General features: G+C 35.3%; 24 protein-coding genes. 20 read left to right on the top strand and 4 right to left on the bottom strand.

What is annotated here, in order from left to right:
• The first annotated feature begins 9 nt into the window (after positions 1-9).
• The 8 genes from HMPREF2811_RS00280 to HMPREF2811_RS00245 all read left to right on the top strand — a co-directional run bounded on the left by HMPREF2811_RS00280 (position 10) and on the right by HMPREF2811_RS00245 (position 9,325).
• Positions 10-906 carry a carbohydrate ABC transporter permease gene (locus tag HMPREF2811_RS00280; protein ID WP_066124270.1) on the top strand — a complete coding sequence of 299 codons (897 nt, stop codon included), beginning with the start codon at positions 10-12 and terminating at the stop codon, positions 904-906.
• 21 nt (positions 907-927) lie between these two features.
• Positions 928-1,548: a DUF624 domain-containing protein gene (locus HMPREF2811_RS00275; protein ID WP_066124272.1), complete on the top strand. Its 621-nt coding sequence runs from the start codon at positions 928-930 to the stop codon at positions 1,546-1,548.
• Between the two features lie 28 nt (positions 1,549-1,576).
• Positions 1,577-3,688, top strand: a complete 2,112-nt coding sequence (locus tag HMPREF2811_RS00270) for a glycoside hydrolase family 3 C-terminal domain-containing protein (RefSeq protein ID WP_066124274.1) — start codon at positions 1,577-1,579, stop codon at positions 3,686-3,688.
• Positions 3,689-3,701: 13 nt separating this feature from the next.
• Positions 3,702-4,820 carry a family 8 glycosyl hydrolase gene (locus HMPREF2811_RS00265; RefSeq protein ID WP_066124277.1) on the top strand — a complete coding sequence of 373 codons (1,119 nt, stop codon included), beginning with the start codon at positions 3,702-3,704 and terminating at the stop codon, positions 4,818-4,820.
• The gene (locus HMPREF2811_RS00260; RefSeq protein WP_066124279.1) at positions 4,820-6,352 is read left to right on the top strand and encodes a glycoside hydrolase family 43 protein; all 1,533 of its coding nucleotides are present in this window, start codon (positions 4,820-4,822) and stop codon (positions 6,350-6,352) included. Before HMPREF2811_RS00265 ends, HMPREF2811_RS00260 begins: the two co-directional genes overlap by 1 nt.
• A 20-nt stretch (positions 6,353-6,372) precedes the next feature.
• Positions 6,373-6,918, top strand: a complete 546-nt coding sequence (locus HMPREF2811_RS00255; RefSeq protein WP_066124281.1) for a polysaccharide deacetylase family protein — start codon at positions 6,373-6,375, stop codon at positions 6,916-6,918.
• 111 nt (positions 6,919-7,029) lie between these two features.
• Positions 7,030-8,397 carry an MATE family efflux transporter gene (locus HMPREF2811_RS00250; protein ID WP_066124283.1) on the top strand — a complete coding sequence of 456 codons (1,368 nt, stop codon included), beginning with the start codon at positions 7,030-7,032 and terminating at the stop codon, positions 8,395-8,397.
• Positions 8,384-9,325, top strand: a complete 942-nt coding sequence (locus HMPREF2811_RS00245) for an alpha/beta hydrolase (protein WP_245631244.1) — start codon at positions 8,384-8,386, stop codon at positions 9,323-9,325. The genes HMPREF2811_RS00250 and HMPREF2811_RS00245 overlap by 14 nt, the downstream gene beginning before the upstream one ends.
• Before the next feature lie 61 nt (positions 9,326-9,386).
• On the opposite strand, the gene HMPREF2811_RS11810 is transcribed toward HMPREF2811_RS00245, so the two are convergent.
• A complete protein-coding gene (locus tag HMPREF2811_RS11810; protein WP_210386524.1) occupies positions 9,387-10,091 on the bottom strand; it encodes an AraC family transcriptional regulator in 705 nt (234 codons plus the stop codon).
• Positions 10,015-10,251 (bottom strand): AraC family ligand binding domain-containing protein, encoded by a 237-nt coding sequence (locus tag HMPREF2811_RS11870; RefSeq protein ID WP_168164918.1) that lies wholly within the window; start codon positions 10,249-10,251, stop codon positions 10,015-10,017. The genes HMPREF2811_RS11810 and HMPREF2811_RS11870 overlap by 77 nt, the downstream gene beginning before the upstream one ends.
• A gap of 137 nt (positions 10,252-10,388) precedes the next feature.
• Here HMPREF2811_RS11870 and HMPREF2811_RS00235 point away from each other — a divergent pair, with 137 nt between their 5' ends.
• The 5 genes from HMPREF2811_RS00235 (at position 10,389) to HMPREF2811_RS00215 (ending at position 16,865) form a co-directional block, all read left to right on the top strand.
• On the top strand, positions 10,389-11,669 hold the full coding sequence (locus HMPREF2811_RS00235; protein ID WP_066124289.1) for an ABC transporter substrate-binding protein: 1,281 nt from the start codon (positions 10,389-10,391) through the stop codon (positions 11,667-11,669).
• A gap of 74 nt (positions 11,670-11,743) precedes the next feature.
• Positions 11,744-12,619: a carbohydrate ABC transporter permease gene (locus HMPREF2811_RS00230; RefSeq protein ID WP_071407600.1), complete on the top strand. Its 876-nt coding sequence runs from the start codon at positions 11,744-11,746 to the stop codon at positions 12,617-12,619.
• Positions 12,609-13,433, top strand: coding sequence for a carbohydrate ABC transporter permease (locus HMPREF2811_RS00225; RefSeq protein ID WP_066124292.1), 825 nt, complete (start codon positions 12,609-12,611; stop codon positions 13,431-13,433). The genes HMPREF2811_RS00230 and HMPREF2811_RS00225 overlap by 11 nt, the downstream gene beginning before the upstream one ends.
• Before the next feature lie 17 nt (positions 13,434-13,450).
• Complete coding sequence (locus HMPREF2811_RS00220; protein ID WP_071407599.1) at positions 13,451-16,432, top strand: glycoside hydrolase family 2; 2,982 nt, start codon at positions 13,451-13,453, stop codon at positions 16,430-16,432.
• 94 nt (positions 16,433-16,526) lie between these two features.
• Entirely contained in the window at positions 16,527-16,865 is a 339-nt protein-coding gene (locus HMPREF2811_RS00215) for a glycoside hydrolase family 36 N-terminal domain-containing protein (protein ID WP_168164917.1), read from the top strand.
• A gap of 275 nt (positions 16,866-17,140) precedes the next feature.
• Here the strand turns inward: HMPREF2811_RS00215 and rnjA are convergent, their stop codons facing one another.
• Positions 17,141-18,868, bottom strand: coding sequence for a ribonuclease J1 (gene rnjA, locus HMPREF2811_RS00210; RefSeq protein WP_071407597.1), 1,728 nt, complete (start codon positions 18,866-18,868; stop codon positions 17,141-17,143).
• A 1-nt stretch (position 18,869) separates the two neighbouring features.
• Complete coding sequence (locus HMPREF2811_RS00205) at positions 18,870-19,085, bottom strand: DNA-directed RNA polymerase subunit epsilon (RefSeq protein WP_066125911.1); 216 nt, start codon at positions 19,083-19,085, stop codon at positions 18,870-18,872.
• Between the two features lie 256 nt (positions 19,086-19,341).
• On the opposite strand from HMPREF2811_RS00205, the gene comGA reads away from it, so the two are divergent.
• The 7 genes from comGA to HMPREF2811_RS00170 are packed head-to-tail and all read left to right on the top strand — an operon-like array spanning position 19,342 to position 23,605.
• Complete coding sequence (comGA, locus tag HMPREF2811_RS00200) at positions 19,342-20,352, top strand: competence type IV pilus ATPase ComGA (protein WP_071407596.1); 1,011 nt, start codon at positions 19,342-19,344, stop codon at positions 20,350-20,352.
• Complete coding sequence (gene comGB, locus HMPREF2811_RS00195; RefSeq protein ID WP_071407595.1) at positions 20,306-21,382, top strand: competence type IV pilus assembly protein ComGB; 1,077 nt, start codon at positions 20,306-20,308, stop codon at positions 21,380-21,382. The genes comGA and comGB overlap by 47 nt, the downstream gene beginning before the upstream one ends.
• 17 nt (positions 21,383-21,399) lie before the next feature.
• The gene (comGC, locus tag HMPREF2811_RS00190) at positions 21,400-21,744 is read left to right on the top strand and encodes a competence type IV pilus major pilin ComGC (RefSeq protein ID WP_071407594.1); all 345 of its coding nucleotides are present in this window, start codon (positions 21,400-21,402) and stop codon (positions 21,742-21,744) included.
• Positions 21,713-22,147, top strand: coding sequence for a competence type IV pilus minor pilin ComGD (comGD, locus tag HMPREF2811_RS00185; RefSeq protein WP_141749216.1), 435 nt, complete (start codon positions 21,713-21,715; stop codon positions 22,145-22,147). Before comGC ends, comGD begins: the two co-directional genes overlap by 32 nt.
• Positions 22,128-22,460 carry a type II secretion system protein gene (locus HMPREF2811_RS00180; protein WP_071407592.1) on the top strand — a complete coding sequence of 111 codons (333 nt, stop codon included), beginning with the start codon at positions 22,128-22,130 and terminating at the stop codon, positions 22,458-22,460. The genes comGD and HMPREF2811_RS00180 overlap by 20 nt, the downstream gene beginning before the upstream one ends.
• Positions 22,432-22,857, top strand: coding sequence for a competence type IV pilus minor pilin ComGF (locus HMPREF2811_RS00175; RefSeq protein WP_071407591.1), 426 nt, complete (start codon positions 22,432-22,434; stop codon positions 22,855-22,857). Before HMPREF2811_RS00180 ends, HMPREF2811_RS00175 begins: the two co-directional genes overlap by 29 nt.
• Entirely contained in the window at positions 22,847-23,605 is a 759-nt protein-coding gene (locus HMPREF2811_RS00170; RefSeq protein ID WP_071407590.1) for a hypothetical protein, read from the top strand. The genes HMPREF2811_RS00175 and HMPREF2811_RS00170 overlap by 11 nt, the downstream gene beginning before the upstream one ends.
• Positions 23,606-23,768: the final 163 nt, after the last annotated feature.

Raw genomic sequence — 23,768 nt, 5'->3', positions numbered from 1 at the left:
GTGGATTATATGAAAAAAATTTCTATTTCAGATTTAATATTTGATATTTTTAAGTGGGTTTTTTTAGTGTTTTTCATAGCAGCCACTTTATATCCAATATTAAATACTGTGGCAGTTGCTTTAAACGACGGTATGGATACATTGCGAGGCGGAATTTATTTATTACCAAGACAATTTACATTAGATAATTTTAGAGCTGTGTTCAGAAGACCAACATTGATGAATGCTGCATTTATTTCAGTAGCGAGAACGGTTATTGCAACACTGACACAAACATTCTTAACAGCTTTATTAGCATATATTTTGAGTCGAAAAGAATTTATCTTTAGAGTACCCATTACCTTATTGGTTATTTTAACAATGTATTTAAATGCTGGTATGATACCGGGATATATTTGGACTCAAAAATTAGGTTTATTAAATACCTTCTGGGTATATGTAATTCCTGGTATTATTAGTGCGTTTAACTTTTTAGTAATTCGTACTTATATTAACGGTTTACCAGATAGTTTCGTTGAAAGTGCCAAAATGGATGGGGCAGGACATCTCCGTATTTTCTGGAGTATTATTTTACCATTATGTAAACCAGTTCTTGCGACGGTTGCCTTATTTATTGCGGTTTGGCAATGGAACTCTTGGTTCGATGCGATGTTATTTAATGGTTTTAACGACAATTTGAGTACCTTACAGTATGAGTTAATGAAACTCTTATCATCAGTTATGAGTCAGGGTGCTAATGCGGATAGTATGCGTAATGCTGCTGAAGCTGGTAACTCAACCATGGTTACACCGGCTTCTGTTCGTGCTGCGACTACCATTGTGACGGCATTTCCAATTGTTTGTTTATATCCATTCTTACAAAAATATTTTGTTTCAGGATTAACTATTGGTGGGGTTAAAGGATAATACTAAAAAGGGGTGATAAAAATGGAACACAAGAGTAAAAGAGCTCAGGAGCGCCAAGAACGGATAGACGGAATAAATAAATTAGCCGACTATGCTTTGATGGGTATTCTGTTTTTATTTACTTCAATCCCGTTATTGACGGTGGGCGTTTCAATTTCTGCTTTGTATAAGACAATTTATGAGTATAAAATTCAAGAAAAGCCAAAATTTATTCACATATATGTAAAAGCGTTTCTTAATAGTTTTAAACAAAGTACCATCGTTTGGTTAGGCTATTTGTTATTGATTTTAGCCTTTGTATTAAATCGACAGTCTTTAATTGACAGTTATGCTTTATTAAAAGATGCCTTACAGATTTTTCATATTTTAATGATTATTCTCGCAACACCGGTAGTTCTATTGATGTTATGTTATATTGCAAGATTCACCGATAATTTTAAAACAGTCTTTAAAAATTCCACGATCATTCTATTATTAAATATCGTTACAGCGATCAAACTTCTGATAGGATCAGCGTTAGTTGCTGTATGCATTTGGTTAGTCCCAATTTTAGGAATGATTTTACCACCCTTTATGATTTCGAAGGGGATAGAGATGATTGAGGGTATTTTCGCTCAATTTAGATTAGCAAATAATAGTTAAAAATATGTATTCAAGAGGTGACTAAACTTTGTTAACACATAAGGAAGCAAGAGTACAGGCAAAAGAAATTGTTGCAAAGATGACATTGGAAGAAAAAATCGATCAAATTAATTTTAGAGCTCCAGCTATTGAACGTTTAGGAATTCCAGATTATAACTATTGGAATGAAGCCCTACATGGTGTCGCTCGAGCAGGGGTTGCGACGGTATTTCCTCAAGCAATTGGCCTAGCGGCGATATTTGATGAAGCATTTATGGAAAAAGTAGCGGATATTATTTCTACTGAAGGACGTGCGAAATATAATCAATATCATGGTGAAAAGGACAACGATATTTATAAAGGGTTAACTTTTTGGTCCCCAAATATAAATATTTTCCGTGATCCACGTTGGGGGAGAGGACAAGAAACCTATGGTGAAGATCCTTATTTAACTGCACGCATGGGTGTTGCGTTTATTAAAGGGTTACAAGGTGATGGACCTTATATGAAATTAGCCGCTTGTGCGAAGCATTTCGCGGTACACAGTGGTCCTGAAGCCGACCGCCATTCTTTTGATGCAGTTGTATCTAAAAAAGATATGTATGAAACATATTTACCAGCATTTGAAGCTGCTGTTAAAGAAGCCGATGTTGAAAGCTTTATGGGTGCATATAATGCAGTCAATGGCATTCCAGCTTGTGTGCATCCGGAATTAATGCAAGAAATATTAAGAGGAAAATGGAATTTCCAAGGACATGTCGTATCTGATTATGCTGCGTTAGAAGACGTACATTTAAACCATCATTATACTAATAATGCAGCGGAAACAATGGCATTAGCAATGCAAATTGGTTGTAACTTATGTGCCGGTAATATTTCTGATGCCTTGTATGAAGCGCATGGACGTGGACTGGTTACGGAAGAAGAAATTACTAATTCGGTTATTGAATTATATACCACACGTGTTCGACTAGGAATGTTTGCAGATGATAACGAATTGGATCAAATACCATATGAAGTGAATGCAAGTAAGGATCATCAAAAGGTTTCTCTAGAAGCAGCACGTAAATCAATGGTTCTATTAGAAAACAAAGATTTCTTACCACTTAATAAAGTGGATATTCAAGCGGTAGCAGTGATTGGACCTAATGCTCGCAGCGTTGAAGTCTTACAAGGAAACTATTTTGGTATTGCGGAAAGAAATACGACCTTTGTTGATGGTTTGCAAAATTATTTAGGCGACGATGCCAGGGTGTTTTATGCTCCGGGTGGTCATTTATTTAAAGAACATGCAGAGTCTACTTTGTCTCGTCCATTCGAAAGAGAATCGGAAGCGATAATTGCGGCGAAACATTCGGATGTGGTGGTTCTATGTCTAGGATTAGATCCAACTATTGAGGGGGAACAAGGGGATTCTGGTAATGTATACGGTTCGGGAGATAAGTATGATCTCTTCTTACCAGAAGTACAACGTCGTCTATTAGAAAAAGTATTAGCCATTGGTAAACCGGTAATACTGGCGGTATCAGCTGGTTCTGCGATTTCATTAAATGGGTTGGAAGAACACCCTAATCTTAAAGCGATTGTTCACACTTGGTATCCAGGTAGTCATGGTGGAACGGCTCTAGCTGAAATGATTTTTGGAGAGATTAGTCCAAGTGGAAAATTACCTTTAACCTTCTATCGAACGGCAGAAAACTTACCTGATTTCTCAGATTACGGTATGAAAAATAGAACTTACCGTTACTTAGAAGAAACACCATTATATCCATTTGGCTATGGCTTACATTATTCTAAAGTGGAACTTAAGGATTTAGTGGTGAATAAAGCAAATGAATGCTATAACGTTGAGGTAACCGTTGAGAATACGGGCGACTTTGATATTGAAGAAGTGATTCAAGTTTATGCTAAGACAGATTCAAAACATGAAACATTAAATGGTAAATTAGTTGGATTTAAGCGTATTGCTTTAGCGAAAGGTGCTATAGAAACCGTGAAGCTTGACGTGCCAGTTTCGAATTTAACAGTGGTGGATGATGCGGGTGAACGCATTTTAGATGGTGAAAAAGTCTTATTGACCATTTCGACCGGATTCCCATGTGACCGTCTAGCTGAACTAAATCAACCAACACCATTATCTGAAGAATTATTATTAAAATAACAAGGAGAAAGCGATGAAGAAATATACAAATTTGTTCCAAGAGTATGGATACGATGAAAAAGAAATTCAAGAAAGACTTGATAATATTTGGTATGAAATTTTTGAAGGACCAGACAAAGTATATTTTGAAAACGACGAAGGTTTAGGTTATGTCGTTGATACAGGGAATATCGATGTCAGAACTGAAGGAATGTCCTATGCGATGTTATTAGCCGTTCAATATGATAAAAAAGATTACTTTGATAAATTATGGGCCTGGACTAAAAAATACATGTATATGGATACTGGCGAAAACGCACATTATTTTGCTTGGTCGGTTGACCCTTCAGGTGAGAAAAACTCATATGGACCTGCTCCAGATGGAGAAGAGTTCTTTGCAATTGATTTAATTTTTGCGTCTAATCGCTGGGGTGATGGCGAAGGAATCTATAATTATTTACATGAAGCGCAAGAATTACTGAAATACATGGTCCATAAAGGTAGTAAATTCGAAGGCGATCCAATGTTTGATCCTGAAACTAAGTTAATTAAGTTTGTTCCGAATTGCGATTTTACTGATCCATCCTATCATGTGCCACATTTTTATGATTATTTTGCGATTCATGCTTACGAGGAAGATCGCGCATTTTTTAAAGAGGCTGCACAAGCGAGCCGTGAATATTTACCGACTGCTTTCCATCCAGAAACTGGCTTAAATCCTGAATATAGTTTATACGATGGGGCACCGAAATATGATAGTGAACATCCACATTTTTATAGTGATGCCTATCGTACGGCCATGAACGTAGCGATTGATATGGAATGGAATGAAAAAATTCCTGTTTTACAGGAAAGACTTAAAACATTACAACAATTCTTTATCGACGAAAACAATCCAGGTTATCAATATGAGTTAACCATTGAGGGTGAGCCAACCGATAAGGAAATCTTACACCCAGTAGGGTTATTAGCAACTTTAGCTGCAGCTTCGTTGGCTAATAAAGAAACAGATAATGCGAAAGAATTTGTCAAACGATTCTGGGCGACACCTATCCGTAAAGGTGAGAGAAGATATTATGATAACTTCTTATATGCATTCTCATTTATGGCATTAAGCGGTCGTTACCGAGCATTCGAGAAAGTAGGCGAATAATGAATTTATACAAGAATCCAATTTTAGAAGGTTTTTCTCCTGATCCATCTGTTTGTGCGGTAGGGGATGATTATTATTTAGTTACGTCAACCTTTGCTTATTTTCCTGGCGTTCCTATTTATCATAGTAAAGATTTGGTTAATTGGACTCAGATTGGCAATATTTTAGATAGACCCGAACAATTACCATTACAAAATGCGGAACATTCTCAAGGGATTTTTGCACCAAGCATTCGCTATCATGATGGGATATTTTATATGACCACTACCAATGTTACTAATGGAGGCAACTTTTATGTAACGGCGACAGACCCAGCGGGGCCTTGGTCAGAGCCACACTATTTAGAAAATGCACCAGGCATTGATCCTAGTTTATTCTTTGATGAAGATGGCAAATGTTATTACGTTGGTACCAGACCTAATCCCAAAGGGGTCACCTACAATGGAGATTGGGAAGTTTGGTTACAAGAATTAGACTTAGAAACGCATCAATTAGTAGGTGTGAGTACAGCCTTATGGAAAGGAGCGTTGCGAGACGCAATTTGGCCAGAAGGACCGCATCTCTATAAAAAAGATGGTTATTATTACTTAATGATTGCTGAGGGTGGAACGAGTTTTAATCATGCCATTACCATTGCTCGTTCAGAAAAAGTGGATGGCCCATACATTGGCAATAAAAATAATCCGATTTTAACTCATCGCCATTTAGGTAAAGATTTCCCAGTTTGTAATGTGGGACATGGCGACCTTGTTGAGACACCGGATGGCCAGTGGTATATGACATGCTTAGCAAGTCGTATTTTTGATGGGTATAGTAATTTAGGAAGAGAAACATTTTTAGCAGAAGTGAAATGGGAAGATGGATGGCCGGTGGTGAATCCTGGCGAAGGGCGTTTATTAACCGAAGCCCCTCATTTATTACCATTGGTGCCAACTGAGAAAGTAAGTCAATTTGCCATTGCTAAAGACAATCCAGCTTTCTTATATTTAAGAAACCCTATTGAAGAGAACTATCGTTGGAATGAAACGGACCATTCGGTAAGTTTAATACCTAGCCGAGTAAGCTTACAGGATATCGATAGCCCAACCTATCTTGGTTTAAGACAGAAATCAATGTATTATCGCTTCGCTGTCGAAATCGATGCCAGATTAGAAGCTAATTCGACTGGTGGGATTGTGTTGTTACAAAATAATCTTTATTACATTCAATTAAGAGTTGAGAAAAATCAAACCGATTATCAGGTTTTAATGGAATCAGTATTAGATGGTGAAACGACAATTTTAGGTCAACAAACGGTGTCATCCTCATCAATGACCTTAATCTTTGAAGGGGACGGACAACAATTAACAGGTAAAGTCTTATTTGATGGTGATGAATTAGTAGTAGCGGATAAAGTGGATGCCCACTATTTAAGTACAGAAGTAGCAGGCGGATTTGTGGGATGTACTTTAGGAGTATTTGCTATATCTGAAGATAAACCATCAGAGGGTTACTTAAAAGTAAGTAATATCACACATCAAATCAATCGATGATTTTAATGAGGTGAGTTTAGATGAAGAAATTAGCCATTACATTCGATGATGGACCTAATGAATACACTAATGACATTTTAGATATTTTAAATCAGTTCGAGGTTAAGGCAACCTTCTTTGTTTGGGCAGAATTGGAAGCTCAACATCAAGCAGTTATGAAACGGATGGTTGAAGAAGGACATCATCTTGGCAACCATACTTTCACTCATCCGGACCTAACAAAATTAACAGCCGATGAAGTGAGAGTAGAAGTTGAAAAAGCTGATGAAGTCATTAAACGCTATACCGATAATATCCCACATTTGTTGAGACCACCATATGGGTATATTAATGAAGAAGTTGAAAAAATCATTGATAAAAAGATTGTCTTGTGGACAGCAGATTCAAAGGATTGGTCAAAAATTGAGGCACTAGAAATAATCCAAAATATTCAAAAAAATGTTACCAATAACGACATATTGTTGTTGCATTGTTTTGAACAAACAGTAATAGCATTACCTGAAATCTTAACAAATTTAATCGAGAAAAAGTATCAATTTGTGACTGTGGATGATATCTTAAGTTAGCTGGTTTTTGACTGTTTAATAAAAGAATTTATTAATTAAGGTGAGATAGCATTTGATAATGATGTTATCTCACTTTTAATCTATTGATTTAAATTTTTGGGAGTGAAATGTATGGCACACGATATGACCAAAGGTAATCCAATAAAACTGATTTTGCTTTTTGCGATTCCGCTTTTTATTGGGAATATTTTTCAACAGATTTACAATATGGCAGATACCTTTATTGTGGGCCGTACAATAGGGGTGGAAGCTTTAGCTGCAGTAGGTTCTACTGGGAGTATTATGTTTTTAATTTTAGGGTTTGCTCATGGCTTAACGTCCGGCTTAGCAATTCCGTTATCACAAAAATATGGAGCTAAAGAATATCATCAGTTACATAAATCATTTGGTGTCTCTTTGTTGATAACCTTTGGCATCGGTAGTGTCTTATCTATTACCAGTATGATGTTAAGTCGAAAGTTATTAGAAGCAATGCAGACACCGCCCGAAATTATCGAGCATGCTGCTAAATATATTTTTATTATTTGTAGTGGAATCTTAGCGACCATGTTATATAATTTACTATCTAACATTTTACGAGCCATTGGGGATTCTAGAACACCATTGGTCTTTTTAATCATTGCTAGTTGTATCAATATTGCTTTAGATTTGTTCTTTATCGTGAAGTTAAAGATGAGGGTTGATGGAGCAGCACTTGCAACGGTTATTTCCCAATGTTTTTCAGCGATCGCCTGTTCGATTTATATATGGCGTAATTTACCAATGTTACATCTTAATAGAGACTCTTTTAAAACAACGAAAGAAGAAGTGCAACATCATTTAGGAATCGGCTTTCCAATGGGATTCCAAATGTCGATTATTGCGATTGGTGCCATTACCATTCAAATCGCCTTAAACCGATTAGGATCAACCGCAGTAGCTGCTTATACCACATCAAATAAAATCGATCAAGTAGCTACGATGCCGATGATGTCCTTTGGGGTGGCGATGGCAACTTATGCCGCACAAAATTACGGTGCTAAAAAATTTGAGAGAATTTGGATTGGGGTTCGTGATACGGTTAAAATTTCAGTTACTTATAGTATTATTGTAGGTATTTTAATTAATTTATTTAGTCATCATTTAATTGAAATATTTATAGGGAAAGGTCAGACAGAAGTACTTGCACTTTCAAAATGGTTCTTTTTAACGAATTCTTCTATTTACTTCTTCTTAGCCATGTTGTTTATTTACCGTTATACCCTGCAAGGTGTGGGTGAGACTAGGACGCCGACCATCGCCGGCATTATCGAATTATTTATGCGAATGTTTGCTGCCGTTATTTTATCAAAATATTTTGGCTTTATTGGTGCCACTATTGCAAACCCCTTAGCTTGGATAGGGGCATTAACACCGATGATGTTGAAATATTATCGTTTTAAAAAAGAACATACACCTCAAGAATTAGGAGGGGATTTAATTGTTAGTGAAAAGAATTAATTTAGTTGAAAACGATGTTCATGCTACTTTAACAACTTATCTATTAGATGATTCAACAGAATTATTAAATGGAAAGAAAAGACCAGCTATTATCGTATGTCCAGGTGGAGGATATTTTAATTGTTCCGATCGTGAAGGTGAACCCATTGCATTAAAATTTAATAGTATGGGCTACCATGCTTTTGTTCTTAGATACAATATTTATTTAGAACCAGACGATGATTATATGATTGTTCATCAAAGTGAAACATTAGAGCCAAAAGAACGGACTCAATTTCCAAAACCAATGCATGATATTGCGAAAGCGATGCTATTAATTCGTGAACATTCCGAAGATTGGTTGGTTGATGTTGACCGAATTGGAATATGTGGTTTTTCTGCTGGTGGTCATAATGTATTATCTTATGGTGTTCACTGGAATCATGATTTAATTCAAGAAGCTTTTGATAATTTTGGAGAAGCACTGCGACCTGCTTTGGTGATTGCGGGTTACCCAATTTCAGATTATTTTGCAATGAGAGATTATTTGGATAAAAAGCGACCTGAAGTAAAAGCTTTCTTTAGTAAATCAAGCACAGTATTATTTGGCACCAGCACCCCGAGTGATGAAACTTTATTATTAGCAAGTCCAGCGCGTCAGGTAAGTAAGGATACTCCACCAATGTTTTTATGGTCGACCTTTGGTGATCAACAAGTACCGATTGAACAAACTACATTGATGGCGAATGCCTTAGCAGCCGCAGAAATTCCGTTTGCTTGTCATATTTTTGAAACTGGTCTGCATGGATTAAGTGTTGCGACTCAAGTATCTTCAGATGCAAAGTCTAAAATAAATTTAAATGTAGCTAAATGGATGGACTTGTTAGAAATGTGGTTATTAGAAAGATTAGAATTGGAATTGCCAGAAAAAAGTTGGTATGAAGAATAAAAAAATCGTCGACGGTTCTAAAACCAGTCGGCGATTTTGTTGTGATCCGGAAAATTAAGACTTAATCCCTAAATTTCTCCCAAGATTCTAGATAAGAATCATAATCGTGTTGCTGACGAAATTTGCTCGGACTTAAATCATAATAATTAGAAAAGCTTTTAGAAAAATAGAGTGGATCACGAAATCCCACTTTTTGGCTAATAGTGCTAATAGTATCATCAGTAGTTAATAGCATTGAAGCTGCGACTGTTAATCGTCGGTCGAGCAAAAATTGTTGTGGCGAAAAATCGTATTTTTTCTTAAATAATTTATACAGATAACTACGACTGACCGCTAGGTATTCAGCAACTTCTTCGATACTAATTTCATTCATATAATTAGTATAGATATAATGATATGCAACTTCAGCTAGTTCTTTGGAGGTTAGTGAATTTGTATTGTTTTTCACTGAAAATTCTTTTTTGATATAATTGAACAGTAAATATAGTTGACTCTTGTACCAAAATTCATTAGGTAAATTTGATTCATTCAATTGGGTTGTTTCACAGATATTTTTAATTACCTCTTGAGTTTTGCCATTAGGATGGAACTTTATTAAATGTTTATTCTTTAACAAAGTGCCATTAAGGTATTCTTCCAATTTGTCACCTTTTAGGCCAATCCAATAGGTAGTCCATGGATTATTGGCTTTAGGATAATAGAGAACATCGTCGGAATTGCGAATAATATAGCCCTCCCCCCTTGTTAAGGGGGTACTTTTGCCCATTAATCTCAAAAAAACCTTCACCATCCACTACTAAATGTAGTACAAAATTTTGATATACTTTGTATTGATAAATTTCAAATTCGTCATAAGTTTGGATACCGCACTCATCAATATTTAAGTCGGATTCCGAATTATTAAAGTAAACCCATAGATTTCTCATTGCACCCTCCGAATGATGGAAACATTCGTCCATGTATTTTTATTCATTATAACATAGATTATTCTACAGTTATACCATATAATTTAAAGTGTAGGAAACGTTTACAGGTTTGTTTAAAAAATTAGGAGGAAAAAAGAATGAAAAAATGGATGAAAAAGTTTAGCGGTTTATTAGCAGTCGGCACTTTAGGTTCAGCTTTAGTAGCGGGTGTTCCAAGTGCTTCAGCTCAAGAAGAAATCAATGTATGGGCATGGGATCCAAACTTTAATATTAAGGCCTTGAATATTGCCAAAGAATATTATGCAAAGGAAAATCCCGATGTAAATGTGAACATTGAAGAAAATGCGCAAGCTGACATAATTCAAAAATTAAATACCGCGATGAGTTCCGGAGTAACAGATAGTTTACCAAACATTGTATTGATTGAGGACTATCGTGCACAAAGTTTCTTAACAGCCTATCCAGATACTTTTATTCCTTTAAATGATTATATTAATTCAGATGATTTTGCACCATATAAAATTGAAGCAAGTACAGTTGAAGAGAATTTTTATTCAGTACCTTTTGATACTGGGGTTACAGGATTATATATACGTACGGATATTTTAGAAGAAGCAGGCTACAAAGTAGAAGATTTACAAGACATTACTTGGACTGAATTAGAAGAAATTGGCTTAAAAGTACAAGAAACTACTGGTTTAAAAACTTTATCAATGGATTTAAATGATCTTGGATTATTTCGTGCGATGATTAATGGTTCTGGTTCTTGGTATACCACAGAAGATGGTGTCACACCAAATATTGCTGACAATGCTGCTTTAAAAGAAGCATTTGCTACTTTCAAATCAATGTATGAAAAAGATTTAGTGAACGTTCATAGTGACTGGGCTCAAATGTTAGAAGCGTTCAACACAGGTGTCGTTTGGACTGTTCCGCAAGGAAACTGGATTACACCATCAGTTGTTCAAGCAGCAGACCAAGCTGGTAAGTGGGCGGTGGTACCTTGGCCTAAACAAGAAGTGGAAGGCGCAACTCATTCTTCTAATTTAGGTGGTTCTTCATTCTATGTGATTAATAAGGAAGGTTCAGAAGCTGCAGCTGATTTCTTAGCTAAAACATTTGGTTCTAATGTTGAATTTTATGGTGATTTGATTACGGAAATGGGTGCTTTAGGTACGTATTTACCTGCACTAGAATCAGATGCCTATGATACTGAAGTTGAATTTTTTGGTGGACAAAAAGTTTATAAAGATTTTGCCGAATGGTCTGCTGAAATTCCTTCATTAAACTATGGTATTCATACTTATGCAATTGAAGATATTTTGAAGGCATCTTTACAACAGTATTTAGCTGGTGGCGACATTGATCAAATCTTCCAAGATGCTCAAGCCCAAGCAGAAAACCAATTAAATAACTAATATCAGTGTAAAAAATAAATTAAGGGCTGTAGAATGACAATCTTCTACAGCCTTTATAAATAGGAGTGAGAATTATGAATGTCTTTCAAAGACGAAAATTATTAGGTTGGGCTTTTATTGCTGTGCCAGTGGCCTTAATCATTTTATTCTATTTTTATCCAATGCTATCAGCCTTTATCATGTCATTACAGTCTGGAAAAGGTGCGAATTTATCTTTTGTAGGATTAACTAACTATAAGCGTTTATTATCTGATCCAGTCTTTATTCAATCTTTAAAAAACACCTTAATATTCTTGATTTTCCAAGTGCCGATTATGGTTGTTTTAGCTATTTTCTTCTCGGTTTTATTAAATAATAAAACGTTGAAGTTCAAAGGGATTTTTAGAACGATTGTGTTCTTACCGTCTGTCACTTCATTAGTTGCTTATTCTTTAATTTTTAAATATATTTTCGCAAATAATGGTGTTTTAAACCAAATACTAATGGCAATCAATGTTTTGGATAAGCCAATCATGTGGTTATCACATCCATTTTGGGCAAAAGTGGTCATTGTTATCGCTATTACTTGGCGTTGGACAGGTTATAATATGATTTTCTTCCTTTCCGCTTTACAGAATATTGATGACCAAATTTATGAAGCGGCGGATGTAGATGGTGCGTCACCTATTGATAAGTTCTTTAAAATTACGTTGCCATTATTAAAACCAGTTATTTTATTTACATCGATTACCTCAACGATCGGTACCTTGCAATTATTCGACGAACCAATGAACATTACTCAAGGAGGACCGGGGAATGCAACGATGACCATCTCACAATATATCTATAATCTTTCGTTTAAGTATACACCAGACTTTGGCTATGCCGCTGCTGTTTCTTATGCGATCGTTATTTTAGTCATTATATTCTCTATTATTCAAATGAAAGTAGGTAATCGCGATGAAAAATAAAAATAAAATTTTTATATACATCTTTTTATTGATGATGTCAATTGTATTTGTCTTTCCGTTTTATTTCATGATTATTTCAGCGACGAATGCCAGTGTTGATGTAACGAGCGGCTCTTTATTGCCAGGAAAAGAATTATTAAACAATTTGAAAAACTTGTTTGAGCAAACAGATATGGTTACGGCTTTAAAAAATTCTGCCATTATTGCTGTCTCACAAACTGTTTTAGCATTAATAATCAGTTCGATTGCCGGGTATGCGTTTGAAGTCTACCGTTCAAAATGGACGGATATTGTCTTTAATATTATTTTGATGTCAATGATGATTCCATTTGCCGCTTTAATGATTCCATTATTTAAATTCTTTGGCCGTTTATCAACCATTAATCCTATGATTGGCTTCAATACTTATGCATCAGCTTATTTACCTTATATTGCAACGGCGTTCTTAATCTTTTATTTCCGTCAAAATACTAAAATGTTCCAACAAGAATTGTTAGAAGCTGGGCGGATTGACGGGCTATCTGAAATTGGTTTATTCTTTAGAATTTACATGCCGACGATGAAAAATACCTACGCAGCAGCAGCAATTATTACATTCATGAATGCTTGGAATAATTACTTATGGCCATTAGTTACTTTACAAACTAATGAAATGCGTACGGTACCGTTACTATTATCAAATTTAGGATCAAGTTATGCACCGGATTATGGCTTAATGATGATTGCGATTTTAATCGCCACCATCCCGACATTAATTATCTTCTTTGTATTACAGAAATATTTTGTAGCGGGTATGTTAGGTGCTGTTAAATAAGAAAGGATGAAGAAAAAGTGTTATTACCTAATTATTTTGAAAATTTAGAGGTGTTTCATGTAAATACTTTGCCTAGGAAAAATTATTATGTCCCATTTCATACGGATGACTTGTTTGAAACCTTAACCGAGCGTACGAAAAGTGAGTACTTCCATAATTTAAATGGCGATTGGGATTTTAAATACTTTACGAGTGTCAATCGAATTGAGAAAGCATATTGGGAAGACGATACTGAGTTAAGTTATGACCAAATTCCTGTGCCAAGTTGTTGGCAATTATATGGCTATGACCAAATAATGTATACCAATACTGAATATCCGATTCCGTTTGATCCGCCTTATGTCCCATTTGAAAATCCGGCTGGTTTATATCGTCGTCATTTTAAAATCAATAAAAAAGAACAAAAAGAATATCATTTAACCTTTGAAGGGGTCGATTCTGCTTATTATGTTTGGGTCAATCATCAATTTGTAGGTTATAGCCAAATTTCTCATGCCAGTTCAGAATTTGACATTACGCAATTTCTTCAAGATGGCGAGAATACATTGCATGTGTTGGTGTTAAAATGGTCGGATGCGACGTATCTTGAGGATCAAGATAAATTCCGTTATAGTGGCATTTTCCGTGATGTGTATGTCTTAGAGCGTGAGGTTGACCGAGTAGAAAGTTTCTTTGTTCGTCAAAGTTTCAATGATGATTTATCATTAGCTACTTTATCCGTTGAGCTTAACAAAACATGCGAAAATTTAGACGTTAAGTACCAATTATTAGCACCGAATAATGAGGTGATCCATGAGGGGACGACATCAGACAATGATTTTACGATTGAAGTGATGAATCCAGTTTTATGGAATGCCGAAGAACCTCAATTATACCGCTTATTGTTAACTGTAGGCAGTGAACATATTCAACAATTAGTAGGAATTCGCTTAGTAGAAATGAAAAATAATCAATTCTATGTGAATAATCGTTCGGTAAAATTAATAGGGGTTAATCATCATGATACGAATGCAAATACTGGAGCGACCGTGACACTAGATGATCAATGGAAAGATTTAACGTTAATTAAACAATATGGATTTAACGCTTTAAGAACAGCCCATTATCCAAAAAATGGTCAATTTTATGAATTGACAGACGTAATTGGGTTATATGTTATGAGTGAAGCGGACTTAGAAGGTCATGGGGTGGTAGACCTATATGGAATGGGTGGTAATGATAATTACAATGTTTTACCAGAAGACCCAGCCTTTGAAAAAGCTTTTGTCGACCGGATGGATGCTTCGATTATCCCATTCTTTAATAATAGTTCCATTGTAATGTGGTCAGCGGGTAATGAAACCGGTTATGGGCCTAATATTGAAGCGATGTTAAAACATGCACGTCAGTTAGATCCTTCTCGTCCATTGCATTACGAAGCGTATTGGTACTATGACCGCAGTAAAGAATATGATACTCAATATTTTGATAGTTGGAGTCGTATGTATGCTTCACCTACGGAAATTAAAGAATATTATTTAGACATTGAAAATATTGAAAAAGCGTTTATGTTATGTGAATACGCCCATGCTATGGGGAATAGTTCGGGGGATTTGACGGAATATTATGAATTGTTCTACCAATACCCAGAATTTGTCGGTCTTTATGTTTGGGAATGGGCTGACCATGCGGTCAATCTGAATCGTTTTGAACCTGATAAAACACCGGTCTATCGTTATGGTGGCGATTTTGGTGAATATCCGCATGCAGGTAATTTCTGTATGGACGGTTTAATGTATCCGGATCGAACACCACATGTCCTGGTAAAAGAACACCAAAACTTATTTAAACCTTTCTTGTTAGAAGACCTTGATTTAAATGCTAAGCAGTTTACGTTTAAAAATCGTCTCGATTTTGTTAATGCAAAAAACCGTTTTAAAGTGACTTTAGAAGTAGCGGATTTAACAGGAGCAGTAGTGGCAACTCACGAATTACCAAGGTTAGATATTGCACCACAAGCCAGTTTGACAGTTGATTTAAAGGACACATTGACTGATTTAACCACAATTAGCATTATCCGTTTTGTTTATCACGATTTATCGGATAATTTTGTTGGTTTTGATTGGGTTGAAGTCAATGAATTTGAATTAACTTTAGAATTATCAGAATCATCTACCAATATTACTTATGAGGAGTCGAATGCAACCGTGGCCATTACAACTGCTTTTGGTGAGGTCGTATTAAGTAAAGCAAATGCAGCGATTGAGCAATTAAAAGTGAATAAACAAACACTTTTAAACCAACCGGGAGAGTGGACTATCTGGCGTGCACCGACTGATAATGATCGTAACATTAAGCGCGAATGGCTACAAGCCAATTTTGATCGTCATCAAACAAGAGTACATGAGACGCATATTACAAAAGCAGATGATCATGTAAAAGTGTCCTTTGATGCGGTCATGCATGCTGTCGCAAGACAAAACTTCTTGGAGATGACCCTTGAGTATACTATCTTTGGCAATGGTTTGATTGAAGTGGCAGGAAAAGTGGCTAAAAATCCAGTGATTCCATTTTTACCTCGCTTTGGTATGACCTTGCCGTTACTAGCAAGCTTCGAAAACGTCAATTATCATGGTTATGGACCGGAAGAAAACTATCGTGACAAATACCATGCATCCTATAAGGGGAACTTTACGGCGACGGTAATAGAGATGTATGAACCTTATGTTACACCACAAGAAAATGGTAATCGAAGTATTAACCAACTCGTGCTAACGAATGGTCAACAATCATTGACAGTTCATTCTGTGAAAGGCATGCATTTTAATGCTTCTCATTATTCAATTAAACAATTAACAGAAGTGATGCATCGTGATAAATTAGTATTGGAGGATATGACTTATCTCCAACTAGATCCACAACAATCTGGTATTGGGACGAATGCCTGTGGACCAGAATTATTCGAGCATTATCGCTTAGATGATGATTTTGAATTTAAGTTTAATTTATTTGTGAAATGAGGTTAAACCATTAATTAAAGTACATGATCAATTATTTAATATTACTGCTAGTCAGTTTTCATTAATACTTGGCGTACATCATGGTTATGTGACGGTGAAACATCTTGGGGGTGCGATTGACGAGTATCGTCAATCAAATCCCTTAATTGAAAAAAACCATGCATTTTCGGGTGGTCCCTATAGTGATGACCGTACTTATTCGCCTGATACCCAGCGCTTCGTCGTAGGACAATTAGGACGTAGTGATTTCCGTCAACCATCTGTTATTATAGAACATCATCAAAATCAAGTAACTGATTTCAAATTTGAATCAGCAGAAGTTGTAACAGATTTTGACGGACCTAATGGTTTGCCGATGCCACGTTTAAGGGATGAAAGTGAAATTTTACATTCTGGAGATTTTGTAAGTCAACAATGGTCTTTAAAAAAGTAAAATAGTGAGTAATAGTAATATGAAGCGGGCGATTTTTGCCCGCTTCTTTATATTCCTAACAATCGACAATACAGTTAGGCGGTATGAAAAATTTACATTATCTAATCTGATTCTACGTTTTTTTATTAGAGATAAAATTACTTATATCAGACATTGAGAGTGTTTGTTATCGCCCATCTGCATATAAAAACCCCTTAAAAGTAGTATCAATATTTGGTATCTACTTTAAGGGGGATAGTTTATTAAGTATCATTCAAAAAGACTAGCTAAACGGATTAATTTTGTGATTGATTATTAGGGGTTACCCGTTTACGGACACCTTTATTAATATCTAATAAGATTGGTAAGACCATTGGTTTACGTTCAGTCTTTTCATGAATGAGTGGATAAATTGTATCAAAAATCACATCGCGAATCATTTTTTCAGTTACCACAGCACCATTTTCATTTAATCCACGGTTGATGGCTGAACGCAATTGATTTTGCATTTCATTGATTAAATCAATGGATTCACGCATATAAATAAAGCCACGAGACATAATATCAGGACCACTAATTAACGCATGGTTTTGATAGTCGATTGTTGCGGTGACGATGATTAAACCATCTTCGGATAAAGTACGACGATCACGCAAGACGATACTTCCGATATCACCAATACCACTACCATCAACGTAAACATCTTGTGCTTGGAAATTACCCGCCACACGAGCACTATTTTGGGTAACTGCTAGCATATCACCATTGGCTAAAATAAAACAGTTTTCTTTGGGAATACCGGTTTCTTGTGCTAATTCTGCTTGGATACTTTGCATGCGATATTCACCATGGACCGGCATAAAATATTTAGGTTTCATTAGACGTAACATTAACAGTTGTTCTTGTTGACCACCATGTCCTGAGGTATGAATATTATTAATTTTACCATGAATCACATTGGCACCTAATTCAGTTAAACGGTTAATGACACGATTGACACTGATAGTATTGCCTGGAATAGGTGAACTAGAGAAAATTACCGTATCTTCCGGTTGAATCGAAATTTGTCGGTGTGTACCATTAGCGATACGACTTAAAGCGGCCATCGGCTCACCTTGAGATCCGGTACATAAAATAATAAGTCTATTACCGTCTACAGAATCAATGTTACGAGCATCAACGAAAAGATCTTGGCCATCCGTTTCGATATAGCCTAATTCGCGCCCCGTTTTAATCGCCGATTCCATACTACGTCCAAAGACTGCGATTTTACGATTAGTTTCTTTGGCAACTTCGACAACTTGTTGAAGACGTGAAACGTTTGAAGCAAAAGTTGCGAAGATGACCCGTCCTTGCACACCTTGGATAATATTTTTAATCGATTGACCCACAATTTTTTCTGACTTCGTGAAAGTTGGGATTTCTGCATTAGTGGAATCTCCTAATAACACTAAAACCCCTTCTTCACCGATACGAGCCATTCGATGCAAATCTGCAGGTTTACCAACAGGAGTAAAGTCAAATTTATAATCCCCTGTAAAGACAATATTGCCAGGAGGGGTCTTAACTACTACACCATATGCTTCGGGAATACTATGTGTTGTCAGGTAAAAACTAACGGTTGTTTTTCTAAACCGTAAAACCGTATTTTCGTCAATTTCAGTGATATTCGCATCTTTCAACAAACCACGTTCTTGTAATTTGTTACGGATTAAAGCACTGGCTAATTTTCCTGCATAAATAGGAACATTTATTTGTTGTAATAAATAAGGAACGCCTCCGATATGGTCTTCGTGACCATGGGAAATAATTAATGCCGATACTTTATGTTTATTTTGTAAAATATATTGAAAATCAGGAATGACATAATCAATTCCCAATAATTCATCTTCCGGAAACATCACACCGCAGTCTAGTAGGATAATCTCATCTTGAAATTGGACACCATACATATTTTTTCCAACTTCGCCTAATCCACCTAGAGCAAAGATGCCTGTTTCGTTATTTTTTAGTGTCGTAGACATTCTAAAACTCCATTATTTTGAAATCAGGATTATGTTCGCGCTCATATTCTAAATGAGCTTCTGATAACTCCTGTAAATATTCAATATTGTATGGTGTATTCTCATCAAATTTAGCGCGAGCTTCCACAATATTATCCGCTTCGATATAAAGTGATTTAGTGTTTTCTCTTAATGGAACTTGGTTTTTAGTTTCTTGGTATGTTGCTTTAAAAATCATATGAATCTCCTTTTATTTTTTATTACTGGGTTTAAAAGTTTTCAAAACGTGTATTGTAATGAAATTTTATTGCGAATTGATTGCATAAGAACACGTAATTAATGGATAAAAACTGTTTAAACGGGCTATGCTATCAATATTTTATCATACTAAGTGGATTAAGTATAGAAACTTTAATTTAATAAAAGGCTTACTTAAAAAGTGTTTGATAATATTTTGCGTATTTAATGATGACCGGTCAAAGAGGTGGTAAGAAATGATTGAACAACAAGCGAAAATAATGATTGAAGAAGCATTAACTGAAAATACATCCGACATTCATATATTGCCAAGACATCAAGTGTATGCCATTTATTTTAGAGTAAATGGTGAAATGGTCTTTCAAAGAGATGAAAGTGAAGCTTGGGGCCGTAAATTAATTAGTTATTTTAAATTTTTAGCTAATTTGGATGTAGGTGAGAAGCGTAAGCCACAGTCTGGTTCGATTCATTATCAAGTAGCAGGTGGTGCAGTAGAGTTGCGTTTATCGACCATCACCAATGTGAACTTATGGGAATCACTGGTGATTCGTTTGATTCGACAAGTAACCCATCATCAACAAGCACTGATGACTTATTTTCCGAATGAACTAGCACACCTAAGACAATTAGTGAGAAGAAAAAGTGGATTATTATTATTTTCTGGGCCTGTCGGTTCAGGAAAAACTACGACTATTTATCAATTATTACGTGAGCGAATGAAAGAAGAGCCACTGCAAGTGATTACCATGGAGGACCCTGTCGAGATTATCGAAGAGACCTTTTTACAAACAGAAGTCAATTTAAGAGCGGATATAGATTATGATGTCTTAATTAAAGCTTCTTTACGTCATCATCCTGATGTTTTGTTAATTGGTGAAATTCGTGATGAGATAACCGCCAGAATGGTAATTAGAGGAGCATTAACGGGCCACTTAATGATTGCGACGATACACGCAAAAAATACTTTAGGCGTGATTGGTCGATTACAAGAATTATCAGTCAGTAATGAACAAATTCGTCAAACTTTAATCGGGGTTATTTCCCAACGATTGGTACCTTGTACATCTGTCCTTAAGCCCAAATTAGGAGGGAGAGCCGCTATTTTTGAGGTGTTAGCTGGTTCAACTTTGCAAGAGGTTTTATCACAAGGGGAGGCGAGGTTTCCGGAGATTAATGATTATTTAAGAAAGGCATGGTCATATGGATACATCACCAGTAAAAGCTACCATCAGTTTGAAGTGGTTTAAACGTCCTTTACCTAAAAAAGTGAAAACCAAGGACCAGGCACTCTTTTTACAAAATTTATTTGAATTATTAACAGAAGGATTTTCGTTAAATCAAGCGCTAGTCTTTATGGAATTACTGATGCCTCAATATCGAGAGCTGATTAAAATTATAGTGCAATCACTAGAACAAGGTGTAGGTCTAGAAAGAGGACTGAGACAAATTGGATTTTCTTTGGATATTGTCGCGCAAATTTTTTATGGACAAAAACAGGGACGTTTTTATCCGGCTTTACAAAAATGTTCGGAGTCTTTAAAACTTCAAGCTGATTATCGTCAAAAAATAGTAAAGACATTGACTTACCCGATCGTGATGTTTGTCTTTTTAATTTCGTTATTATTAGGCATGAGAATATTTCTACTTCCCCATATTCTTAGTTTTATTTCAGTTGAAGTTTATCAAACCACGCCACTTATTCGTTTATTAGTTTTATTCTTTTCTTATTTACCTCAAATATTAATCAGTCTATTTGCTATTAGTATTTTGGGATATTTTTTTATTGATGTTTATTTACTCCGAAAAAGTGCGATGCATCGTTATAAGCTATTACTAAAAATTCCTCTGTTAAATAAATGGATTCGATATTATTGTACATATAAAGTAGCTCAAAATTTAGGTTATTTTTTAGAAGGCGGTTTTTCTTTACAGCAGACTTTTGATTTTATTGTACAATATCCGATTGATCCTTTTTTAACAGAAGTGGCGGCTTATTTAACAGAAAATTTAAAGAAGGGAGAAGCGCTAAGTGATAGCCTAGACGATTTAAGACTATTTCAACCGGAATTAGGGATGATTGTGTATCAAGGTGAATTGACCAGTCAACTGTCTACGAAGTGTCTATTATTTTCAAATAAATTAGTGACCGAATTAATGGAAGATGTCGCTAAAAAAATTAATTATTTGCAACCTATTCTATTTATTTTGATTGCGTTATTAGTAATGGGAATGTATTTGATGATGATGTTACCAATCTTAACGATGGAAGGTTTATAAAAGAAAGAGGTGGAAAAATGAAAAGAAAAATTACAAAACATTTAAGCAATCGCAAGGCTTTTACGCTTTTGGAAATGTTAATTGTCTTAATTATCGTTGGATTATTGATGGCGATTATTATTCCAAATGTTTCCGGACAAAAAGAGAGGATTGAGACCCAAGCAACTGAAAATATTGCTGAAATTGTGGAGACACAAGTGAATACTTATCAGTTAGTTGAAAAGAGTGATGATGCTACTTTGACACGATTGGTTAGTGAAGGGTATCTGACGCAAAAACAAGCCGATGAAGCAGAACGTTTATTGGGTCTAAGTCCAGACGCAATAATCAGTGTGCCAATTATTAGTAATAGTGGACAATAATAGAGGATTTACTTTAGTTGAAATGTTGATTCATTTAATAATAATAAGTTTTCTAATTTTACTCATTATAAAAATCCCTCATCGTCAAATAGCTAATCAAATTGAAAATCGTTTGTTTGTAGATCAATTAGTAGCACAACTGAATTATACTCAACAAAAAGCCTTATTTCATAATAAACGTTATACGGTAACTTTTGATCAATCTCGACAAGAGGTACGCTTTAATGATCGCAACCTGCAACTACCTGAAACTTTGTATTTTAATCAAACTTTTATTTTTGATTATTTAGCAAATGGTCGGGTAAATCAATTTCGAACGGTTACATTATATAATGACGAAGGTCCCCGTGTTAAAATTGTCTTTCAATTAGGAAGTGGTAAATTTGTGGTACAACCAGAATAATCAGGGGTTCGCCTTAGTTGAAAGTATGGTTGCTTTTATTATCTTTAGTTTAATGTTGATGTTGTATTTGCCGGCTTATCATAGAGAATTACAACGACTAGAAGAGTTAAAGTTAGTTGCTAACCAATGGCAACTATTTGATGATTTAATCCAAATGTCGCAACAACAACCATCGTTGGATTTAGATACGCGCATAGAGGCTTACACTCTTTTATATGAAGAAGGAGTCACATGGCAAGCTAATAATGGGTTTTATCAAATTGTATTTGATGGAGGCAATCAATATGAAGTCCAATTGCTCAATTTACAATAATCGAGGAATGGTTATGATTGAAGCATTAATTAGTTTGATGGTGATCAGTCTAATGATGCATGGTATCTATCAAATTATGAACAGTTATCAAAGGGTTCGTTTCGCTCAATCACAAGAATTATCGGCCGATGGACACCAGTTTTTATCATTATTGGAAGCAGAGTTGCGACAATACCAAGTGGAAGAGGTGAAGCATAATACGATTAAGATGAAAGATGGGGCTGGCTATTATCAGGTTGTATTAGAAAACAATAAAATTTATAAAAAGCCAGGACATCATCCCTATGCTTATCAAGTACAATCATGGGAACTAAATCAAAAAGGAAGTTGGATTGAAGTGATGGTCACCTATCAAAATCAACAAAAATTTTTCGGAATAGTAAAATATGAAGAATAATAAAGCATTGGCGTTGCCCATTGTGATAGTCTTTATGTTTTTATCTCACTTAACCTATATTAGTCTATTGAACTATAACCAGATTCAATTAATGCGTTACCGAGATATTGCACGTTACTATCAAGGACAAAGTATGTTGACAATTAGTAATACTTTACTGGAAGAAAAGGAGGGTATTCAACAATTAATTCAGCGGTTAAACGAAGTAATCGAACATCAAACCACTTATTTATTACCTAGACACGGGATCGTTATGGATGAAGCCAACTTTCATTCACAATTGACAATGATTCAAGTTGAAGAACAAGACCTACCACAAATCCATATTATTTCTCATCAAATCTATATTGAAGAACAAGCTATGCAAAAGATAGAAAATGATGGGGGATTAGATGAATTATTAGTAGAAGGGGTGGTGTTATCTAATAAATTACCCCAATCATTTGATGACGCACCGATTCAAAATCAAGTGCAAGATCTATTGCATTCTTTGAGTGAACTAGGGTGGGAGCAACAATCTAACAAGAGACGTAATTTTCAAGGACAACTGAACATTCAACCAGCGCCTTATACCCAGTTTGACTTTAATATCGGACAAGTTAAGGTCAAAAACAATGCGGATGGTCGACAAGTTACGGTTTATGATAAAGCTGGCCATCAGCTTTATCAACAACAACAATTAAATGAAAAAGTAGGCTATTTAATACTATCGGAAGTGATAATATTGGAAGAAGTGATAACTCCATAATATCATTATTAAATAATGTATAATCATCAAAAAAAGTGATAAGACTGTTAAAAATTTTTAGTAAAATAGGACGATGATAAAGCTTTTTATAGTTCGATACTTTATGGTGTGGATGAACAGAAATTTATTTGGGCTCTACAACTTTTTGTGGGTCCCCACAAGA

Origin of the sequence: Globicatella sp. HMSC072A10 (assembly GCF_001811625.1) — a bacterium.
GTDB lineage: Bacteria > Bacillota > Bacilli > Lactobacillales > Aerococcaceae > Globicatella > Globicatella sanguinis.
The sequence above is the reverse complement of the archived record's forward strand: the minus strand, read 5'-3'. Positions and strand labels throughout refer to the sequence as shown.